Consider the following 18,720-nt stretch of genomic DNA (forward strand, 5'->3'; position numbering starts at 1 on the left):
GGAAATCGAGGCAGCCGGTTTCCACGTCGAGCCACGCCGCATCGTCACCGAAACGGTCTCCGGCAGTGTCGCCATTGCGCAGCGCCGGGGCTTCACCCGGCTCATGGACAAGCTCGAAGCCGGNATGCAACATCGCGCCGATGGCCTCCGGCATGTCCGAAAACGACCGGTTCCGTACAGGGTGAACATAGCACTGAAATTACCTTGACATAGTTATGGACATGCACGACATTTCGGACAGCCTATTCGGACGAAATCGAGCCCATGCCGCGCACCTTTGCCTACGTCCGGGTCTCCACGACCGGCCAAACGACTGAAAACCAAGTTCAGGAAATCGAGGCAGCCGGTTTCCACATCGAGCCACGCCGCATCGTCACCGAAACGGTCTCCGGCAGTGTCGCCATTGCGCAGCGCCGGGGCTTCACCCGGCTCATGGACAAGCTCGAAGCCGGNGAAACGGTCTCCGGCAGTGTCGCCATTGCGCAGCGCCGGGGCTTCACCCGGCTCATGGACAAGCTCGAAGCCGGGGATGTGCTCATCGTGACAAAGCTCGACCGACTTGGTCGGGACGCCATCGATGTGAGCACCACTGTAGGGAAACTGGAGGAATTGGGTGTCCGGGTTCACTGCCTCGCTCTGGGCGGTGTCGATCTCGCAAGCTCCGCTGGCAAGATGACCATGAACGTCATCAACGNCCTCGCTCTGGGCGGTGTCGATCTCGCAAGCTCCGCTGGCAAGATGACCATGAACGTCATCAACGCCGTCGCACAATTCGAACGTGACCTGCTTATCGAACGCACGCAGTCCGGCCTCAAACGGGCAAAATCGGAAGGAAAAACCCTTGGCCGACCGGCGCGGCTCAACGAAACGCGGAAGCAGGATGTTCTTGTAGGGCTGGCCAGCGGCATGAGCGTTTCCGCGCTCGCCAGAAAGTTCGAAACCAGCCGACAGACCATCATGCGAGTCAGAGACGACAGTTCACGTTCCGTTCGACCTTAGCGTATGATTTCGAGCAGCTCTTGTTCTGACCCCAATCTGGCGAGAAAATCGGATGTTCCTATCATAGTGATCAGCGGCGACCGGCTTGATGAGGCGGAAAAAGTGGTTGCACTGGAGCTNCCGCAATCTGGCGACAAAATCGGATGTTCCTATCATAGTGATCAGCGGCGACCGGCTTGATGAGGCGGAAAAAGTGGTTGCACTGGAGCTCGGCGCAACCGATTTCATTCCCAAGCCTTTCGGGATGCGCGAATTCTTGGCCCGCATTCGAGTAGCGCTACGCCAGCGCATTTCTAGTCCGCGAACCAGAGAGCAGCGCTCATTTCGCTTTGGGGCCTGGAAGCTCAGCGTGAAGCAGCGGCGACTGATCTGTGCGGAGCGTAGATCGGAAGAGCACACGTCTNTCCGCGAACCAGAGAGCAGCGCTCATTTCGCTTTGGGGCCTGGAAGCTCAGCGTGAAGCAGCGGCGACTGATCTGTGCGGAGCGTGGCGAGGTCAAGCTTACCGCATGTGAGTTCAATCTCTTGATCGCATTTCTGGAGAACCCCCGCAACGTGCTATCCAGAGAACGGCTTTTGCTCGCGAGCCGTGTGCGTGGAGAAGAGGTGTACGATCGAAGTATCGATGTCCTAATCATGCGCTTGCGCCGAAAGCTGTAGGCTGATGCGGCCAACCCTCGCCTGGTCAAAACATCCCGTGGCGCAGGGTACTTCTTCAACGCTGACGTAGATGTTAGCTACGGAGGCACGTTGGCCGCGTGACAGTGAGCTATGCTGGAGATTGGGGTGACGAGGCTGATCAAGCCTTCCAACAGTGCCAGCCTGATCAATTACGGCGAGAGCTACCGGTCCGGAGATCGCATCAGCCCCTCTCTGCATAGGCACGCGGCCGCCTGAATTGCCGATTTCGCTCAGCTGCTGCTGAATGGCGACGGCTTGCGGCGTATTCAGGGCCCTCTGCGTCTCCGCTGGCCACAACAGCGCTGTGGAATGTTCATTGTTGGGACGACTCACTCGGGTGGCAGGTGGTTGCCCTGGTCAAGCGCATCCGGCGAGGGGCGGATCTGCTGTTCGCTGGCAGCCAAGACTGGGGGCGGCGGCCCGAACTCCGGCGTCCCAGAGCTTGCGAAAGCCTCCCACACGCTTCTGTTGAGGTCATCCCGTCCAGCGGGCATCCCTGGGTTTCTGAAAAAAGACGAGGGGGCTTGATGATCCTGCCCTCGCTGAAGCACCTCGCGAAACCCCCTGTTCCAGTCGCAGAAGCTCCTCTGGATTGGTTGGCGGCTCGTCAGCTCGACCATCGAACAGCGGCCGGAGCGCCTCGGACACGTGCTGCTCAAAGCCCACTCGCCGGGGTTGGCCCGCTTGCCCCTCTTCCAAGCCGGCGTCCTGCACCTGCGACAAAGCTGTTACACGGGATGGATTTTTTCGCGGGTCCACACTAGCCTCACATCAAACTGTATCGTCAAAGTCCTGCGCCAATTCACACAGCGGGTCATCGAGTTGAGATTCTGCGGAGAGCGCCTCCTCTGCTCCCGTCAAGGGCGCCGGCTCCGGGAGGGCGCCTGTCTGGCTTTCAAAGATGCGTTTCAGAATGCGATCCGAGAAATAACGCACCTTCCTCAATTTTAATGGTGGCAGACCTTTGATGAGAACAATCTCGTAGTCGTCATCGAGCAGCCGAACCTGTTCGGGACGCAATAGCGGTGCACCTTGATGTGAATTCTGAATGTTCCAGTCGAACGTTCGCGCCTGGCTGTGGGAAATCGATTTGGCTTCAAACGTGTATTCACCGATGGCCTTGGAAATGTAGTTCGGAGTCTCGTCATCAGCCGTGGCCATGAACACTTGCAGTCCGGTATTGCTGAGAAAATTCTGCTTGCCAGCCTCTCCATAAGCCCCCGTCAGTGCCGAAAGGCTTTGGATGATGAGCATGAAACGCCCCTTGTAGCCCGCGATAGTCGTGATTGCGGTCTCGATCGCCTCCAGCTTACCCAAGTGCTTGAACTCATCGAGCAGGAAGAGAACCTCGTGCTTTTCATCCCGGCGGGCCAGCGACCGCTGCAGAATTGAAACGATTTGCTGAAAAAACAAGCGTATCAAAGGCGCGATCACCTCAAGGTCGTTCGGACCAACGCAAAGATAGATGCACGTTCTGCGACGGCGAAGATCATAGACCGAAAAGTCCGAGCGACTTGTAGCCGCCTTTACAGCGGGATCCGCCCACAAGTTGAGCCCGCCATCGCCGAGCACGGAAGTGTAGGAGGTTAGGATTTTCGTATCGTTCCCCGCCATGTCGTCGAAGATGCGTTGTGCCTCTTTGTTCTGGGTCTCCATGGCGAGTCGCGCGAAGAGCTTAAACTTCTCCCCCGGCTGGGCGAAGAGGTCATAGACGGCGCCGATTGTTGGCGTGCCCCGCTCGATGCAGGCAAGGATTCCCGCGACAAAGATATCTCGCGCGCCGCTGACGAAACCTTCCGCGCCCTCCCCCTTGGCCGTAATCAGGTTTGCGGCCAAGCGGCGGGCTTCGGTGAATTGCTGCTGTGGAGGCAGCGCTATAAGATCCAACAGCGGATTGTAGCAGTTTGTGCGCCGCTCCGAATCCAGCGGCGCGAATTTAAACACGTCGTCACCTGCGGCTTTGCGCGCCCTCGAGGTGAGCTCAAAGAGCTCCCCCTTGACGTCCAGAGCTATCACCGAGCCTTTGAATGTCAGTAGCGTTGGAATGACTATGCCGACGCCCTTGCCAGCGCGGGTCGGTGCAACGATGAGGCTGTGAGGCTGCTCGCCATTGGTCAGGTAGTAGCCAGGCCAGAAAGGGCCACTTGTCTTCCCAAACACCGGCCCTGTCACGCCACGGTATCGTCGCAGATATCCCGTGCGTCGCATTTCATCCACTCGAGCCCAACGAGCCGTCCCGTGGTGTTCGAGCTTGCGGCGCAATACGATCTGCTGAATCAGCAAGACGACCGCGGACGTCGAGAGCACGATAGCCGCGCCCCGATAGAAAACGGGGGTTGCGAAACCCAAATAGAAGGGCGTCTCAAACCAAAAGGCACGGACATCAAACGCCATCAGAGCCTCGCCGCTGCCGCCGTGGCGGAAGGTTGCGTAAAGACTTGCCGCACAGAAGCCCACGGCGAGTGAGCACGCGATGCTAATGGCTATGTTGGGGGGCGTCGTTTTTGTTGAAAGCATTGTTCCATTGCCGGATTAGCCGTAGCTAATGCTGCGCGTGCTTCAGAGACCGAACCGGCGTCGCGCGATGTCGCCGCTCGACAGATCGATGCCGCAGCGGGTGGTGCGATGCTTGCAGCGCATCACCCGGCAGACGTGGTTTTTGAAAGTTACACTAAGCAGGTACGTCAACGGCCAGCGAATTGGAAACGGCAAGGCCGTAAACGGATTCGGGAGAGAAAGCGTCACTGTACCATGGCCGAGACCTCAACGGCCGGAGCGATCTCTGCTTCTGGTGGCCTCCATTAGGTCCTCTCGGGCGTGATTGAAGGTGTGGCTTATGGACTGCCCGACTTGAGCGCCCCGCTGCAGCTGTTCATAGGAGGTTTGCGGGCCTACTGTATCACGGACTGCAGCCTCAATACCTGCTATGTGGCCGTCCAGATTCGCACTCCGTTCCTCTGCTGCATGCTGCGGCGGCGGCATGTGCGGCAAGATGTTTTGCATGCCGGGAACTGAGTGAGCTTGGGCCTGTTGATTTGCGTCGAGCTGGTGATACGCGGTGAAAATAGCATTGAATGCTATCTCTCTGACGTGGCCATCCGGATCAGAAGCCAATCCAATGGCCTGATCAAGAATGCGAGATTTATTTTCGTCATTAAACTTACTGAAGTTTGGCGCAACGTAAAAAGCTCCGAGAGCTTGCGACGACGGCTCCATGTTGCCAATGCGATTAACAATAGCATCTTGCATCCCTGGCGTTAGGTAATGGCATACAGTACTGACCGCTCTGACTTGCTGCAATGCTACGTCATCCGGGCTGTACCCCAATCCGGCTGTTAATTTCTCGGCCAGATCCATGGCTGATCGTCCAAGCTGATTGGTCCGCCTTTCAAATCTCGCGAGGTCAGTTTCTGGCCCGGGTTGAGTGCCCCGAACGGCTGTTCGCTCGTGCGTCCCGAGGTCTTTAAAGCCCCCAAGATTTCGCGCTGTATCGCGCGGGTTAGCGGTTACCAGCCGTTCTGCAACATCGCTCAATGGCCCCTCTGGAACGTCACGGAGGCTACTGCTCCTCACGCCTTGAGATGATCTTGCAGCTGCGCGTGCCCGTTTGTTATCGCGATCCATTGCTCGCCTCCAAAGTAGTTATTCTACCCAATGAGGTTACCACCGAAGCTTGACCTGCTAAACCGATATGATGTTACAGTTGTAGTATGGCAAAGGGTTCCCAGCTCTGTGGGTCTGCCAAGAGCCCGTCTAAGCCGAAGAAAATACGATGAAGCTGGCATCAAATGCGATGTGAACTGCCCCGGGCTTTCCGGAGGCCGTTTCGTTTGAGTCACGCGGCTATGGCTGGTTCATCCAACATGGCGTAGTAGCGTTCCTCGGCTTCGGCCGGCGGGATGTTGCCGATGGGCTCCAGCAGCCGGCGATTGTTGAANACTGCCCACCGAGGGTTCGACGCCGGCCTCCGCCAAGCGCTCGGTGTATCGAATGCTGACGTATTGGGCGGATTGGGCGGATTCAACCGGCCGTCGCAACACCGGCATCATACTGTCCCCCAAGGAGCTGGTCGAGGACTTCTCGGCGTACAATCTCGTATCCGAAGATCTGTTTGCGAAATGCTTCAAAGAAGGGGATGCGGTGGCTCTGAGCAACCCAAACCGCCATGCCGAGATTCATGGGCTTGCCTCATACGGTGATCTGCGTGGTGCAACGAAAGTTTTAAGCGCTGCCGACTTTATGGTGAGCGAGTGAATAGCGTTATCGCGAGGAACGTCAGCGAAGGAACTTCAAGTGGGTCGCAACGACACTCGCTCCTTCGAAACGTGAAGCCGTAGGATCATCACCGAACTGGAAGAACCGGAGCTGTCGCCGAACAGCGACAACCACCGCATAGTGGTCGCCGGCAATGTCCGCTTCCAGACGGTGGCAAAGCTGACCTTAACGGCCTAAACGCGGCGCGTTAGCGCAGAACGATCAGTTCGGCGCGCCCGCTTCGGAATTCGTGCTTGGTAAGAAATGAGACGATCGCTGCAGCGATTTTGCCGCCGCCCTGTTCCGAAGGCTCGATGGCGTTGGCAAAGTCGGCGTCCTCGTCGCAGATAATGCGAAGGTCGATCACTGGAACGCCGCGCCCAGCGGCTGCTCGTGTAATGCGGTCATTGAGGACCGAGAGGGCCGTTACCGCAATGCGCCTCTCCTCAGGGTTTGCATACCGGACGTCGTAGATCGTACAAACGGCGGTGGGCAGTTTGACGGCCAGAACGGCTTCCAGCGTCGACCGATACTCCAGGCAAAACTGCTCTCTTATTTCGGCCAGTGTTAGCAGGGCGTCTGCGACGGACCGCGACGGAGCGTCCAAAACAGAGGAAACGCCGAGCGCGTCGTTACCTCCCATGCTGACCACCAGATGAGTGGCGTCAGCCGGCAGATTGTCCAGCTGCTGACGCACCCCTGCCATGACGCTGCCGTCGACCGCAAGCAGGTCGGCCGACCATCCGATCGGAAGCTGACGCACCAAATGGGCCAGTACATCTGCTCCGCCGGTCACATAGGCACGGTTGTCAAAAACCGAATCGCCTAGAAGCACAATCTTGTTCGTCATACCCGCATCCTCGGCGAGACTGGCTTGCATGGGCGCGAATGCCGGTCCCGCCGCAGCGGCCAGCAAGAAGCTCCTCCGCGATACCGGGAACTTGACCAGACTTGCGTCTCCATAGGCTCTCGCTCGCCAAGTAGTTAGCGGCGAGGCCGTGTGCGGCAACACCGTCCGAATAAAACGCCGGGCGCCCCAGACGATTGGTCGCTATGTCTCTGGAGGGCTCCTTACTACCTGAAATCCCGCGTTTAATTTGATCTGATCAATGTGGCCGTAGGGATCTTATTCTGAGCCGGAGAGTATGCCGATTAAGCTGCCTAAGCCACGGGACTTGCGATGAGAACGGCCGCGCTCGCTCGGCATTGTATTCTACCCTCCTTGCAACAACGCAATGGGGAGCAAGATGACCAGCACCAATAATCTCTACAGCCGCCAGCTTAGCAGAGAAGATCCGCGCGAGGTCGACTTCCAGTTTAGGACCGCTGGTCGGATGACAAGCTTTTAGCTTCATCTGAGTGCATACAAAAAAGCGGCGATGTCCCGCGCTTCCTGCTCGGAAATGCCAGTCGAAGGCATTGCCGTATGCGGATTGATCTCCCTGGCGGCGCGAATCCAGCGGATCAGGTTCTCTGGATTATTGGACAACACCCCGCCGACATAGACCTTGGTGGCCAGGGTGGCGTCTAGGCGCGGGCCGACCAGTCCATGCGCGCTGGGGACGCCGGTGATTGTATGGCAACCGGCGCAACCATTGGCCATCATGATCGGTATGGCACGGGTACCAATTCCACCGGTTGCATTATTTGCGTCCCGTTCGATCCTATCGGTGCGTTCCGACCACCATGTCAGCGCCGCTAAAATTGCCAGTACGACAATGGCGCTCGTGCCGAAAACCAGCCTAGACAGGTCGAAACGCAAGCGACGCCTCCCGGCTTTTCTGTCCGCTCGAGCGGATCCACAAGCCTGCCAGCAACAAGGCAGCTCCGCCGTAGATCAGGCCGGCGGGAACCCACATGACCAGGCCGGCGAGTTGCTGGTCCTCAAGCGGACTGAGGCGCCACAATTGCGCGCCGGCGGCATTTTCGGGGTACCAAAGTCTCGGCGAGACCACGAGCAGCACCCCAAGCAGTCCGGTGTGCAGCGAGGTGAAGAAGAGATGCATGACTGCGCTGCCATAGGTTTGGTCACGGCCGGGACGCGGCAGCAGCGCCCACCAGAACAAGACGCCGGTGCCAAAAAAGCTGGCATGCTGGGCATAGTGCAGGAAACCGCGTTCGAGCGCAGTTTCGAACAGCGCCGGCACGTGCCACCCCCATATCGCGATAGCATGCAGGATGGTGGCGGCGACGGGACGGCTGGTCGCGGCCCAGACGGCCTGCAGCAGTTTCGCGTGCCCGGCTGCGCCAAGCGTTTGCCGTAACGAGATCGGCAGTGCCCACATCATCGCAGCCATGGGACGGGAGGCGACCAGCAGAGGCGCTGCGACCGCCATGAGCAATTCGTGCTCGATCATATGTGCGGTGAACACGCGCTCGCCCAATGCATGAAGCGGGCTGACGAGCGCAGACGCCAATACGGCCCAGCCGGCAGCACGACGCGAAGGAGAGATCGGAAGAGCACACGTCTGAANCATAGCAGATCGAGGTCGAGAAGAGCGCATCGAAGCTCATCGCACACACTCGTCGAGAATCAGCGAGGCGGCGCCTTGCATGATGATGACCAGCGCAAACAGCACTGCGGTCAGAATGCCCAGATTGGCAACAAAAGCTTCAGTGCCGCGCGTGCGCTCCGGTTTGAAGGAGGCGCCGCCCTGTTGCCGCGCCCGCCACGATAGCGCCCCGCCAACCAGAGCCATTATCGCAAGCACCAATGCGATGAAGGGTATGACAGGAATCCGGTGGGCGCACTGCCATTCCACAACGGCATAATTCAGTTGCGTCGACACGGCCCAGGCCGAAGGCCCTGACAAGAGCCCGCCCCATGAGGTGCCTGACCGAAGCGCGCGCATCTCAATCGAGCCTCGGCATCCAATAGATTAGGAGATAGATCGGAATCCAGGTCACGACCACGAAGTCCCAGTAGAAGACGTTGTCTCCGACGTCAGCGAAACGTCGGCCACTGTTGGCGTGGCGGGTGAACATCAAAGCGGTCAACACCAGCGTGTCGCCGACATCGGTGATCAGGTGCGCGGTGTGCAGGCCGAGCAAGACCCAGAGCATCGAGCCGTAGGCGTTGGTGTCCCAATAGATGTTGAGGGCTGGAAACTCGAACCAGCGCACGATAAGCGGCGCGATCCCGAGCAGCGACATGACTACGAGGCCAATGCGCACTGGCAGCATCGCGCAAGCCTCGGCGTAGCGCTTCAACATGTGGTTGGGGACCAGGCTGGCTAGCAGCAAAAGCGTCACGATCGTGCCCGGCCAGTGGTTCGGCGTGGGCGCGCTCAATGGCCAGTGCGGTGACAGGTAGGCGAGGTAAAGATAACTCCCCGCGGCAACTGCGAATCCCATGCCTTCGAGCGCCATGAAGGCGAGAGTGCCCCACCAGGTCGGAGTGCGCGGTCCGTGCCCGAACGTCGGGAGCTCGGAAAGATCGACGGCAGGACGCTGTTTCATTCCTCGTCCTCCGCACCGCCTCTCGGCCAGAACCACCCTACCAAAGTGATAGCGATCGGTCCCGCTCCCCAAACCACAGCCCATGGGCTGAAGATCGAGTAGAGAAAGGTACCCCCGACTGCGAGGGCTGCGAATAGCGGCCAGATCGACGGCGTTGGCGACTTTTCGCGCACGTCGGGATGCGCCTCCCCCACTGTCGAGATGACCAGTTCGCGTGCATCGACCCGAAGCCCCGTCGCTACCGGAAGCGTTCCGCGTTCGGCCCATAGCGGCTCGACGTGCGTTACGACCGGAATGCGGGCGAAATTGTAACTCGGCGGCGGCGATGACGTCGCCCATTCCAATGTGCCTGCATTCCATGGGTTGTCGCCGGCGGGGGCGCCCCTCAAGGAGCTGTGCACCAGATTTATGGTGAAAAGCGCGAAGCTCACGAACAGGACAACCGCGCCCGCAGTGATGAACAGATTGATGTCACCCCAGCCGAGCTCCGCCGGATAGGTGTATACCCGTCTCGGCATGCCCCAGATGCCGACAATGTGCATCGGGAAGAACGCCGCATTGAAGCCGATGAAGGCAAGCCAGAAATGCCAGCGCCCGAGGCGCTCGTTCATCATCCGGCCCGTGATCTTGGGAAACCAGAAATAGGCGGCGCCCAGCAAGGGAAATACCGACCCGCCGATGAGCACGTAATGGAAATGCGCAACCACGAAATAGGTGTCGTGAACTTGCAGGTCCAACGGCACCGAAGCCAGCATGACACCGGTCAGACCACCGGCGACGAAAATGAAGAAGAAGCCGAACACGAACAACAGCGGCGTCCTGATGATCGGCCGACCGTCCCACAGCGTCGCCAGCCAGCAGAATATCTGCAGGCCGTTCGGAATGGCGATCAGCATGCTCGATGCGGTGAAGAAGCTCGCGCCGAGCTTGGGCAGGCCGGTGGTGAACATGTGGTGGACCCAGAGGCCGAACGACAGGAACCCGACGGCGATCAGCGACAGCACCAGCCCCAGATACCCAAACACCGGGCGCCGTGCGAAGGCGGCGATGATCGAGGAGACCATCCCGGTCGCCGGCAGGAAGATGATGTAGACCTCGGGATGGCCGAAGAACCAGAAAAGATGCTGGAAGAGCAATGCGTCGCCGCCTTCGGCGGGGTTGAAGATGTGGGTGCCGACCAGCCGGTCCAGGATCAGGAACGTCGAGGCGATCATGACCGCCGGCATCGCGAACACGACCACGAAGGAGGTGACCAGCATCGCCCACACGTAGAGCGGGATCTTATCAAGCGACATGCCAGGGGCCCGTTGCTTCAGAACCGTCACGATGGTTGCGACCGCGACCGCTAGAGCAGAGACCTCGGTGTAGGTAATCATCTGCGCCCAGACGTCGGCGCGCTTGCCTGGTCCGAATTCGGGACCGGACAGCGGCACATAGGCGAACCATCCGACATCAGGCGCCATGTTGAGCGCGAACGACACCCAGGCGAACACGCCTCCCGACAGAAAGATCCAGAAGCTGAAGGCGACAAGGCGCGGAAACGCGATATTGCGGGTGCCCACCATCAGCGGCACAAGGTAGATGCCGCTCGCCTGCACGATCGGTACGGCAAACAGGAACATCATCGTCACGCCGTGCATCGTGAACAACTGGTTGTAGAGGTCCGGCCCGATCAGCCCGCGCTCGGGGCCCGACAGTTGGACCCGCATGGCGACCGCGTTCAGCCCGCCGAGGCACAGGAACACGAAGGCGGTGATCAGGTAGCGACAAGCGACAATTTTGTGATCGACGGTCGAAAGCGCGCCGATAATGCCAGGTGCGGTCTGCCACGTTCGCGCAAGCCAGCGGTCAAGGCTGACATCGTCGAGGCCGGTGTCGCGCGGGCCGTCGCGCTCAGGGGCCAAATCGCCTTTTGGGGCCAAGTCACGTTTGTGGGTCGAGTCACCTTCGTGAGCGAGGTCGGCGCTGCTCATCTCAAGCCCTCAAGGTAGGCGACGATCGCATTCAACTCGTCGCCGTTCAGATCCACCACCGGCATATGGGCGCCCGGCTTGATCCCCTGCGGATCGGCTATCCATGCCGCAAGGTTGCCGCGGCTCATCGTCAGCGTTCCGGCTGCGAGCGTTTGCCTGCTGGCGACATGGGTCAGATCGGGGGCGACCGTGCCGCCGGCGATGGTGCCGCCGATCTTGTGGCACATCACGCAGGGCCGCTTGAGGAACAGGTCATGGCCGGCTTTCGCCTCGGGCGAGGCAGGCGGGGCGGCCGGCCTCAACTGGTCGTTCAGCCAGGCCTCGAAGACGGGCCGAGGCTCGGCGATAACAAAGGTGCTCATATTGGCATGCTGAGCACCGCAGAACTCGGCACATTGGCCCCGATAGACGCCGGGCTTGTCCGCCTTAAGATCAAGAACATTCTCGTGGCCCGGAATGAGGTCCAGTTTGCCGGCCAGATTCGGCACCCAGAAGGAATGGATGACGTCGGTCGAGGTGAGAATGAACCGCACCGGCTCGCCTGCCGGGATGTGGATCTCGTTGGCGGTCGTCAGGATGCGGTTCGGCTGGCTGTTTTCATAGCGCACCTCCCACCACCACTGATGCCCGGTCACGCGGATTGTCAGCGCCGCATCCGAGCCGATGGCAGCGAGCGTCCTGCTGGCGAAGAAGCTCAACAGCGTTAGCCCGATCAGGATCACTGCGGTTGCCCCGAGCGCCGCAAAGACAACTCGCGCCTTGTGGCGCTCGGAAGTGGCGTCGAGGACAAGCGGATCGCCGATCGGTCGTGCGCGCCGGATCAGCGTCATGATCAGCACGATCATCACCAGGAGCCAGACCACGGTGCAGAGGGCGGTGAAGAACCAGATCAGCCACGCGAGCTCGCCCGCTGCCGGGCCCTTCGGATCAAGGGCGGATTGCCAGCCACTGCATCCTGCAAGGGGCAGGATGGAGGCTGCGCCGCACATTACCCAAACAAAGCGTCTCACGGCGACTTCCCCAGTGTCGCGGCATTTGGCAGGCGATTTTCGGATGGGTGCACCATCATATCGTCGTCGCGCCCAGGCGCGGCGGAGGAGGGTACGTTGCCGCTCAGCGAGCGGACAAAAGCGGCAAGCTCCCAGATCTGATCGTCGGGGACCCTGTCACGGAAGCTCGGCATCCCGTTCGGGCGCCCGTCTCTGATCGTGGCGTGGATGCTTTCGATCGAACCGCCGTAAATCCACTTTTCGTCCATGAGCGCTGGTCCCATGCCGCCACCGCCATTGGCATGGCATCCCGAACAGTTGAACCAGTTGAACAGACGTTTGCCCTGGCTGAGATGGAACGCGTTTGCCTCGAACGCCGCTGCCTTGTTGTCGGACGGGGACGGCCGCTCGCCGCCTGGCGCAAGGGCAGTGACCGGCGTCGCTTGCTTGCCCGAGCCGAGCCCCGACTGAGGGCGGGTGTCGCGTTCCTCGCGCTGGCATCCGGCAATGGCGAGCATTGCGAACAACAGCAAGGGAAGGCCGCGGTTCATTTCACGGCGTTCCAGCAGTATCGAGCCGGGGCATGCCATACTGCGCCAGAATCGCGTTGATCTCGGCGCGGTGCTTTGCAAGGGCAGCGTCCACTTCGCCGCGCAGCACATTATCGTCGTGGCGCACGCCCATTGAGATGTCGTAGATCATCGGCAATTGCGGACCGTCTATCCGCGGTTCAACCGGTGTAATTCGCAGCGCCACCTTCTGTCTGGCGGCAAAGTAGCCGGCCAGCGGGCCCCAGACGACGGCCATATCGATTTCGCCGCTCGCGACCGCTTCGATGATGCGCGCCGGCGGATTCGGCGCAGAATAGTCACCATAGACCGGGAAGCCAGTAAGATGGCCGACGATGCCACGGCGCCCGAGCGCCTGGGCGGGTGGGGAGTTGGCGCCATCATCGCCGATCAGTTGGACACCGATGCGCAGACCACGCAGCCGAGGATCGTCGAATGAGCTGACTTCCGGCGCCTCCTTGCGCGTCACGAAGACGTAGGACGAGCGGTAATATGGCGCGGTGGTGCGCAGTATTTCGAGATTGGTGGGCGTGCCGGGGACGAGATCACACAGACCGGCCTTCAACGTGTTGCGGATGAAGCCGCGGCGCTGCGCCCACCAAGTATAGGAAAGAGTGGCGCCAAGTTCCCTGGCGACAATCCCCGCGATCTTGTTTTCAAAGCCTTCACCGCCAGCATTGGAGAAGGGCATGTTGTTGGGGTCGGCGCACACCCGCAGCTCGCGCGCATTCGCCAGAGCGGCAACAAGGGAAAAGGCCAGGGCACCGATTGTCGCAACAAAATGCCGGGAACGCATTCTCCCCCTTCGCCCAGGCCCGCCGATCGCTTCAGGGCAGCCGGAAAACATACAGCGTACCTCCCGGCGTGGTTACGTCCTTCAGATCCTTCATGACGTTGGCAAAGCCAAGCGCAGCGGTGGCATCGCGCGGGTCGAGATCTCCCGACACGATGGCACCTGCCCAGCCACCGACACCCGACAAGATCGCGACATATTGGTGCCCGTCGGGACCGCGATAGGTGATCGGCTGGCCGATAATTCCGGAAGAGGTCTTGAACTGCCAAAGCAGTTTCCCGGTCGTGGCACTAACCGCCTTGAACCAGCCTTCCATCGTTCCGTAGAACACGACGTTGCCAGCCGTAACGACGGCACCGCTCCACACCGGAAAGTTCTCCTTCAGGATCCAAGCCGGCTTGGCGGCAGCGACATCCCAGGCGGTGAAGACACCGCGATGTCCACCCGGGCCGGGAATCATGCGGACATTCATGCCGACATAGGGCGTGCCGGCGATGTAATTCACCTCGACGCCTTCTTCGTCCATGCACAGATTGCTGTGCGGGATATATAGCAAGCCGGTCTTGGGAGAGAATGCTGAGGGCTGCCAGTCCTTCAGGCCGGAGGCGGTCGGGCAGATGTTGCGTACGACCTTGCCGGTCCCGGTCTCTTTCTCGGGATTTGCAATCAGCCGGCCTGTCTTGAGGTCGACTCCCTTGCTGGAATTGACAGGCCCGAATGGCACCGCGGACAAGACCTCGCCCGTCATGCGATCCAGCATGTAGACATAGCCGTTGCGTTCCGGCCGGACGAGCACCTTGCGGGGCTTGCCCTGCCAGGTCATATCCAGCAACACCTGCTCGTTGATGCCGTCGTAGTCGTGCAAATCGTGCGGGGTCCATTGATAGAACCATTTCGCAGTACCGGTGTCCGGATCCCGGGCAAAGATCCCGGACGTCCACTTGTTGTCGCCGGGTCGCAGGTCGGGATTCCAGGGGCCGGGATTGCCCGTGCCATGGAAGATCAGGTCCAGATCCGGGTCATAGGAAATCCAGCCCCACACATTGCCGCCGCCGACTTTCCAGGCGTCCGGCGGCCACGATGAGACGCCGAGATCCTTGCCCTTGTCCATGTCGTAATGCGGCTTGAAGTCGGGGCCGATCAGCACCTCGGCATCCGGGCCGGTGCTGTAGGCCGTCCAGATGACATGCCCGTCGCCGGCATCAAGCGCCTTGATCCAGCCGCGCACGCCCATTTCGCCGCCGGAATTGCCCACGAGAACCTTGCCCTTTACCACCAGCGGCGCCATGGTGATGGTCTCGCCGATGTTGATGTTGCCGATTTGGGTGTTCCAGACAGGTTTGCCGGTGGCCGCGTCGACCGCGATCGTATGTCCGTCGAGCGTGTTGAAGTAGAGACGCCCGTTGGAGAAAGCCGCACCCCGGTTGACCACATCGCAGCAGGCAACACCCTGCGCAGCAGGCTCGGGATTGGGCTCGAACTTCCACTTCATTGGCGCGCCGGGTCTGGCGAGATCAAGCGCGTAGAGAATATTGGGAAAAGGCGTCACGATATACATCGCGTCGCCGACAACCAGCGGCGCAGCCTCCTGGCCCTTGTTCACGCCGGTCGAGAAGGTGAAGGCTACCTGCAGGGTCTTGACGTTGTCTTCGGTGATTTCAGCGAGTTCGCTGTAGCGGGTCGAGGCATAGTTCTTCGCCGGCATCGTCCACTGGCCGTCGTCAGGCGGGGCTGCTGCAGCAGGCGGCCTTATGGCAGGCTCCGCCGGCTGGGCGACCGCTCCGGCCACGAGCGCGAAGCCCGCCAGCAAGGTCCAGCCGATCACCCCCAATTTGGTACGACCATCTATCCTTGCCATTGCCTTGTATCCCCTCTGGCAGGCGCCCCAACCTTCACCGCCACCTGTTGCACCTGTCTCATTCGTGCATCGAGCCGCCGACCCCGGCGCCGAGCTCCGCTGCTATGTCCGCCTCGCTTCCAAGACATAACGGATGGCCCCAGCCGGAAGCGCTCTTCCCGCCGGGGTTGAGATCATAGACAATAGCGTCTTTGCGATTTGGATTGACGCCGGCTGGTACCTTGTCCAGTCCAAGTGCCGCGCGCGTGCGCCAGGCGACATTGTGATCGGCACAGGAGGAATCGCCGCTTACACCAAGCCCTCCGACGATCCCTTTTTCGTCGTAAAGCGCCAGACCGCCGCCAAATGCGACTATGCCCCCGACGGGCTTTCCCATCAGCGGGTCGCTGGAACTTCCAAATGTCGAAGGGTTTCCCGCATAAGCGGCTGCCTGGTTGACAGGGTTGGTGGCCTGCAGGCCGAACAGGGGTCCGCCCGGCTGGACCGCCGCATAGAGGTTAGCGGTCGAAAGAGCCATATGGGCAACGCTGAGCCCGTTTGCCGTACTGGCCTTTTCGGCTGCAACCAGGCGGCTGCCGGGCCATTGGGCGTCGGGGGTGGGACCGCTGAAGGCGATGGCGCAGACCGCTCCGTCGCGCGCCACGACCGCCGCCCACTCATGGGTGTCGAAGCCGCCATTTCCGGGGCCGCCGCTCGCCTTAACATTCGCCTTGAGGGCGCTCAGCAGTTTGCCGTGATCGACAGGACACGCCGCCTGCGCCCAGGCTTTTTGCTCGACGTAGCTGATCGTCAGCAGGAACAGACCCAATGCTACTGAGGCAGTCCAATGACGATCCATCGCCCGCGCCGCGTTTATTGAACTCTCCCTAACGCATAAGAGGCGCAGAAGTGCCAAACGTTTCATAAAATAAAATAGCAGATTGGCTTGGCTCAGAATTACCGCGGTTGAGTTCGAACAGTGAAACGGTTCTGAGCGCTCGCGGTTGTGAGAGATAGAGAATGTTCCGCCGCGAAAATCTCCCACGGGCCAGCCTGTCAGGCGATGAACCGGTTGAGGTCTGCAACAGGGTCAGTGAAGAACTGGTAATCAAAATCAGGATCAGCATCGGCTGAATCTTGCAAATGCTTGAACGGCGACAACATTCGCCGGCGGCACTGCATTCATTCCTGTCCCGGCTCAAGACCTAACCCACGGCAGATGGCCGGCGGGGTTTTGGCGTAAGTTTTCCCAGGTAAGCGCCGGCCAGGAAGAAAAGCAGGTCTGCCAAACAAACAGCACACGTGACGCGGGAACCAGCCTCTGCAAGACACGTTGCTAAGTCATCAACCTTCACAAAAGGGTCGGTGCAATGGCGAAAGAGATACCTCGCGAGGAAGAGCAACGCGGCACCGGAAAAGTCATCATGTGGGGCGCCGTAATCTCCGCTGTGCTCTTTTTTGCCCTGATGGCCATATTCATCCTCGGGCCGATCTGATCTGGTCGCGGGGTTTCGAACTGTCCTTCAAGCTGGCTTGCGTGACCCCAATGGTGCCAGCGGGCGCTCAATTTACCTCAAGCTATCAAAGCGACGCCGGCTACCGTGTATCCGGAGCATCGGATTAACAAATCTAAAGCCCGCCTTCTACGACGCAGGGCAGGATGCGTCCTGGGGAAAGTGGGACCCAGTTCTGACGCGCAGCGATTTCTTCCGCGCGGGGATCTCTATTCAGGTCTTTGATAAGGCCGACCTGCTGGGAACGCGTTGCCATAGTCACAAGTATCGACTGCGCTTCGCGGACGATCGGAACGAACGGCCCGTCGCGACGTTGCGGTGGCAGTAAAACTATGCTGACCAACGGAGACAGACATGACAGACTCGAAAGAACGTCTGGCGCAGTGGCTTCGCGACGCCCACGCCATGGAAGAACAGGCCGAGACCATGTTGAGCGGCCAAATCGAGCGTCTTGAAAATTATCCCGAGTTACGCGACCGGATGAGGGTGCATCTGGAGGAAACAAGGCAACAGGCAGAACGTCTCGAACAATGCCTCGATCGGATGGGGGAAGGATCATCGACGCTGAAGGACGCCGGCGGCAAGTTAATCGCCATCGGGCAGAGCATCAGCGGTATGNTCGATCGGATGGGGGAAGGATCATCGACGCTGAAGGACGCCGGCGGCAAGTTAATCGCCATCGGGCAGAGCATCAGCGGTATCTTTGCAGGCGACGAGGTGATGAAGGGGTCGCTGGCCAGCTACACATTCGAGCATATGGAAATCGCCAGCTACAAAATGCTCATCGCAGCGGCCGGCGAGGTCGGCGACGCCGAAGTCTGCGAAGAAAATCTCCGCGAGGAAGTCGCGATGGCCGACTGGCTGGAAAACAAGCTCGGCACGGTCACCACNCGGTCACCACCGAGTTCCTGAGACGCGACGAGCGGGATGCTGATAGCGCGAAACGATGACGTGCCTTTTAATTCGGATGAACGAAAGCGCGATCGCGTTCTGGACGCCTTTCGGCCTGCATTAGACTGATCGAAGTCGTCAAACTACACCGGCAGTCCTCACGCTGCGCTGTCTTGGTTGCTTCGACACGGAATCCACGCGCGGGGGAAGGTCGAAGCGCGTGTCGTCATTTTTTCGTGCAGCGAAGAGGAGTCAGCGCGGATGTGCGGGTGCGTGGGCCGAGGGGCTTCGCGGAGCCGCTGGCCCGTGTCGGCGTGCCGGAGGCGCCGACCGGAGTGTGTCGTTAGACGCGCAGCCGTTGCGACGCACGTCTTGTGGTCAGATGCCTGACACGGCGCGATGCAGTTCCAGCTTTGGCGATGGCGGGCGCACTGCATTATTGATACTGTACGCCCAAAACAGGCGCGCAAATGACATCCAATTCAGAAAAGGTCGANACCCGAGAAAACTGGGCGGCCCTTTCGGGCACGGGTATCCACCAGCAGAAGGGCCGGCCTCTGCCCGAGGCCTTGGTCGAGGAAACCGATTTTGTCGGCACCTTCCGGCTGGAGCGCGTCGGGGACAATCCGGGTCTTGTCGACGTTTATTCCAACGTTATCGAGGACGACAACGGCAAGATCTGCTTCCGGCTGGTGGCGCTGGTCGACGTCTCGGCCCATGGCGAAGCTGGGGATCAGCGCTCGGTGGAGGAGCGTGTCAGC

General features: G+C 60.2%; 17 protein-coding genes and 4 pseudogenes. 7 read left to right on the forward strand and 14 right to left on the reverse strand.

Annotated features, from left to right (window positions below; genetic code table 11):
- From X738_RS88050 to X738_RS88055, 3 genes and pseudogenes are all read left to right on the forward strand, one after another.
- Nucleotides 1-121, forward strand: a pseudogene (locus tag X738_RS88050) (recombinase family protein); the annotation flags it as partial.
- A gap of 143 nt (nucleotides 122-264) precedes the next feature.
- A complete protein-coding gene (locus tag X738_RS79215; RefSeq protein ID WP_023803967.1) occupies nucleotides 265-999 on the forward strand; it encodes a recombinase family protein in 735 nt (244 codons plus the stop codon).
- An 88-nt stretch (nucleotides 1,000-1,087) separates the two neighbouring features.
- Nucleotides 1,088-1,761: pseudogene (locus X738_RS88055) on the forward strand (winged helix-turn-helix domain-containing protein).
- Nucleotides 1,762-2,451: 690 nt separating this feature from the next.
- On the opposite strand, the gene virD4 reads toward X738_RS88055, so the two are convergent.
- The 3 genes and pseudogenes from virD4 to X738_RS84090 all read right to left on the reverse strand — a co-directional run.
- Nucleotides 2,452-4,197, reverse strand: a complete 1,746-nt coding sequence (gene virD4 / locus X738_RS79235) for a type IV secretion system ATPase VirD4 (protein WP_023803972.1) — start codon at nucleotides 4,195-4,197, stop codon at nucleotides 2,452-2,454.
- Between the two features lie 246 nt (nucleotides 4,198-4,443).
- Complete coding sequence (locus X738_RS0144830; protein ID WP_023803973.1) at nucleotides 4,444-5,037, reverse strand: hypothetical protein; 594 nt, start codon at nucleotides 5,035-5,037, stop codon at nucleotides 4,444-4,446.
- A 478-nt stretch (nucleotides 5,038-5,515) separates the two neighbouring features.
- Nucleotides 5,516-5,699 (reverse strand): annotated as a pseudogene (locus X738_RS84090) (IS3 family transposase); the annotation flags it as partial.
- Between X738_RS84090 and X738_RS86515 the strand changes: the two are divergent.
- A complete protein-coding gene (locus tag X738_RS86515) occupies nucleotides 5,671-5,934 on the forward strand; it encodes a hypothetical protein (RefSeq protein ID WP_031257075.1) in 264 nt (87 codons plus the stop codon). The pseudogene X738_RS84090 and the gene X738_RS86515 sit on opposite strands and share 29 nt — an antisense overlap.
- Before the next feature lie 208 nt (nucleotides 5,935-6,142).
- On the opposite strand, the gene X738_RS79240 is transcribed toward X738_RS86515, so the two are convergent.
- From X738_RS79240 to X738_RS79290, 11 genes are all read right to left on the reverse strand, one after another.
- Nucleotides 6,143-6,850: an SGNH/GDSL hydrolase family protein gene (locus X738_RS79240; protein WP_023803976.1), complete on the reverse strand. Its 708-nt coding sequence runs from the start codon at nucleotides 6,848-6,850 to the stop codon at nucleotides 6,143-6,145.
- A gap of 435 nt (nucleotides 6,851-7,285) precedes the next feature.
- Entirely contained in the window at nucleotides 7,286-7,696 is a 411-nt protein-coding gene (locus X738_RS79245) for a c-type cytochrome (protein ID WP_023803977.1), read from the reverse strand.
- The gene (locus X738_RS79250; protein ID WP_373420505.1) at nucleotides 7,677-8,438 is read right to left on the reverse strand and encodes a cytochrome c oxidase assembly protein; all 762 of its coding nucleotides are present in this window, start codon (nucleotides 8,436-8,438) and stop codon (nucleotides 7,677-7,679) included. Before X738_RS79250 ends, X738_RS79245 begins: the two co-directional genes overlap by 20 nt.
- Before the next feature lie 6 nt (nucleotides 8,439-8,444).
- Nucleotides 8,445-8,633, reverse strand: a complete 189-nt coding sequence (locus tag X738_RS88060) for a hypothetical protein (RefSeq protein WP_245277880.1) — start codon at nucleotides 8,631-8,633, stop codon at nucleotides 8,445-8,447.
- A 154-nt stretch (nucleotides 8,634-8,787) separates the two neighbouring features.
- Nucleotides 8,788-9,393 carry a cytochrome c oxidase subunit 3 gene (locus tag X738_RS79260; RefSeq protein ID WP_023803980.1) on the reverse strand — a complete coding sequence of 202 codons (606 nt, stop codon included), beginning with the start codon at nucleotides 9,391-9,393 and terminating at the stop codon, nucleotides 8,788-8,790.
- Nucleotides 9,390-11,366: a cytochrome c oxidase subunit I gene (ctaD, locus tag X738_RS79265; RefSeq protein WP_023803981.1), complete on the reverse strand. Its 1,977-nt coding sequence runs from the start codon at nucleotides 11,364-11,366 to the stop codon at nucleotides 9,390-9,392. The genes X738_RS79260 and ctaD overlap by 4 nt, the downstream gene beginning before the upstream one ends.
- A complete protein-coding gene (gene coxB / locus X738_RS79270; protein ID WP_023803982.1) occupies nucleotides 11,363-12,355 on the reverse strand; it encodes a cytochrome c oxidase subunit II in 993 nt (330 codons plus the stop codon). Before coxB ends, ctaD begins: the two co-directional genes overlap by 4 nt.
- A 17-nt stretch (nucleotides 12,356-12,372) precedes the next feature.
- On the reverse strand, nucleotides 12,373-12,906 hold the full coding sequence (locus X738_RS79275; RefSeq protein WP_023803983.1) for a c-type cytochrome: 534 nt from the start codon (nucleotides 12,904-12,906) through the stop codon (nucleotides 12,373-12,375).
- Nucleotide 12,907: 1 nt separating this feature from the next.
- Nucleotides 12,908-13,720 carry a substrate-binding domain-containing protein gene (locus X738_RS79280; RefSeq protein ID WP_023803984.1) on the reverse strand — a complete coding sequence of 271 codons (813 nt, stop codon included), beginning with the start codon at nucleotides 13,718-13,720 and terminating at the stop codon, nucleotides 12,908-12,910.
- Between the two features lie 31 nt (nucleotides 13,721-13,751).
- Nucleotides 13,752-15,575, reverse strand: coding sequence for a methanol/ethanol family PQQ-dependent dehydrogenase (locus tag X738_RS79285; RefSeq protein WP_051408010.1), 1,824 nt, complete (start codon nucleotides 15,573-15,575; stop codon nucleotides 13,752-13,754).
- 58 nt (nucleotides 15,576-15,633) lie between these two features.
- Nucleotides 15,634-16,599: a GlcG/HbpS family heme-binding protein gene (locus X738_RS79290; protein ID WP_306455006.1), complete on the reverse strand. Its 966-nt coding sequence runs from the start codon at nucleotides 16,597-16,599 to the stop codon at nucleotides 15,634-15,636.
- Nucleotides 16,600-16,924: 325 nt separating this feature from the next.
- Here X738_RS79290 and X738_RS88600 point away from each other — a divergent pair, with 325 nt between their 5' ends.
- The 3 genes and pseudogenes from X738_RS88600 to X738_RS0144845 form a co-directional block, all read left to right on the forward strand.
- Nucleotides 16,925-17,050, forward strand: a complete 126-nt coding sequence (locus tag X738_RS88600) for a hypothetical protein (protein WP_023803988.1) — start codon at nucleotides 16,925-16,927, stop codon at nucleotides 17,048-17,050.
- A gap of 372 nt (nucleotides 17,051-17,422) precedes the next feature.
- Nucleotides 17,423-17,980 carry a ferritin-like domain-containing protein gene (locus X738_RS79295; RefSeq protein WP_023803989.1) on the forward strand — a complete coding sequence of 186 codons (558 nt, stop codon included), beginning with the start codon at nucleotides 17,423-17,425 and terminating at the stop codon, nucleotides 17,978-17,980.
- A 479-nt stretch (nucleotides 17,981-18,459) separates the two neighbouring features.
- A pseudogene (locus X738_RS0144845) lies at nucleotides 18,460-18,720 on the forward strand (histidine kinase); the annotation flags it as partial.

Source organism: Mesorhizobium sp. L48C026A00 (assembly GCF_000502375.1).
Lineage (GTDB): Bacteria > Pseudomonadota > Alphaproteobacteria > Rhizobiales > Rhizobiaceae > Mesorhizobium > Mesorhizobium muleiense.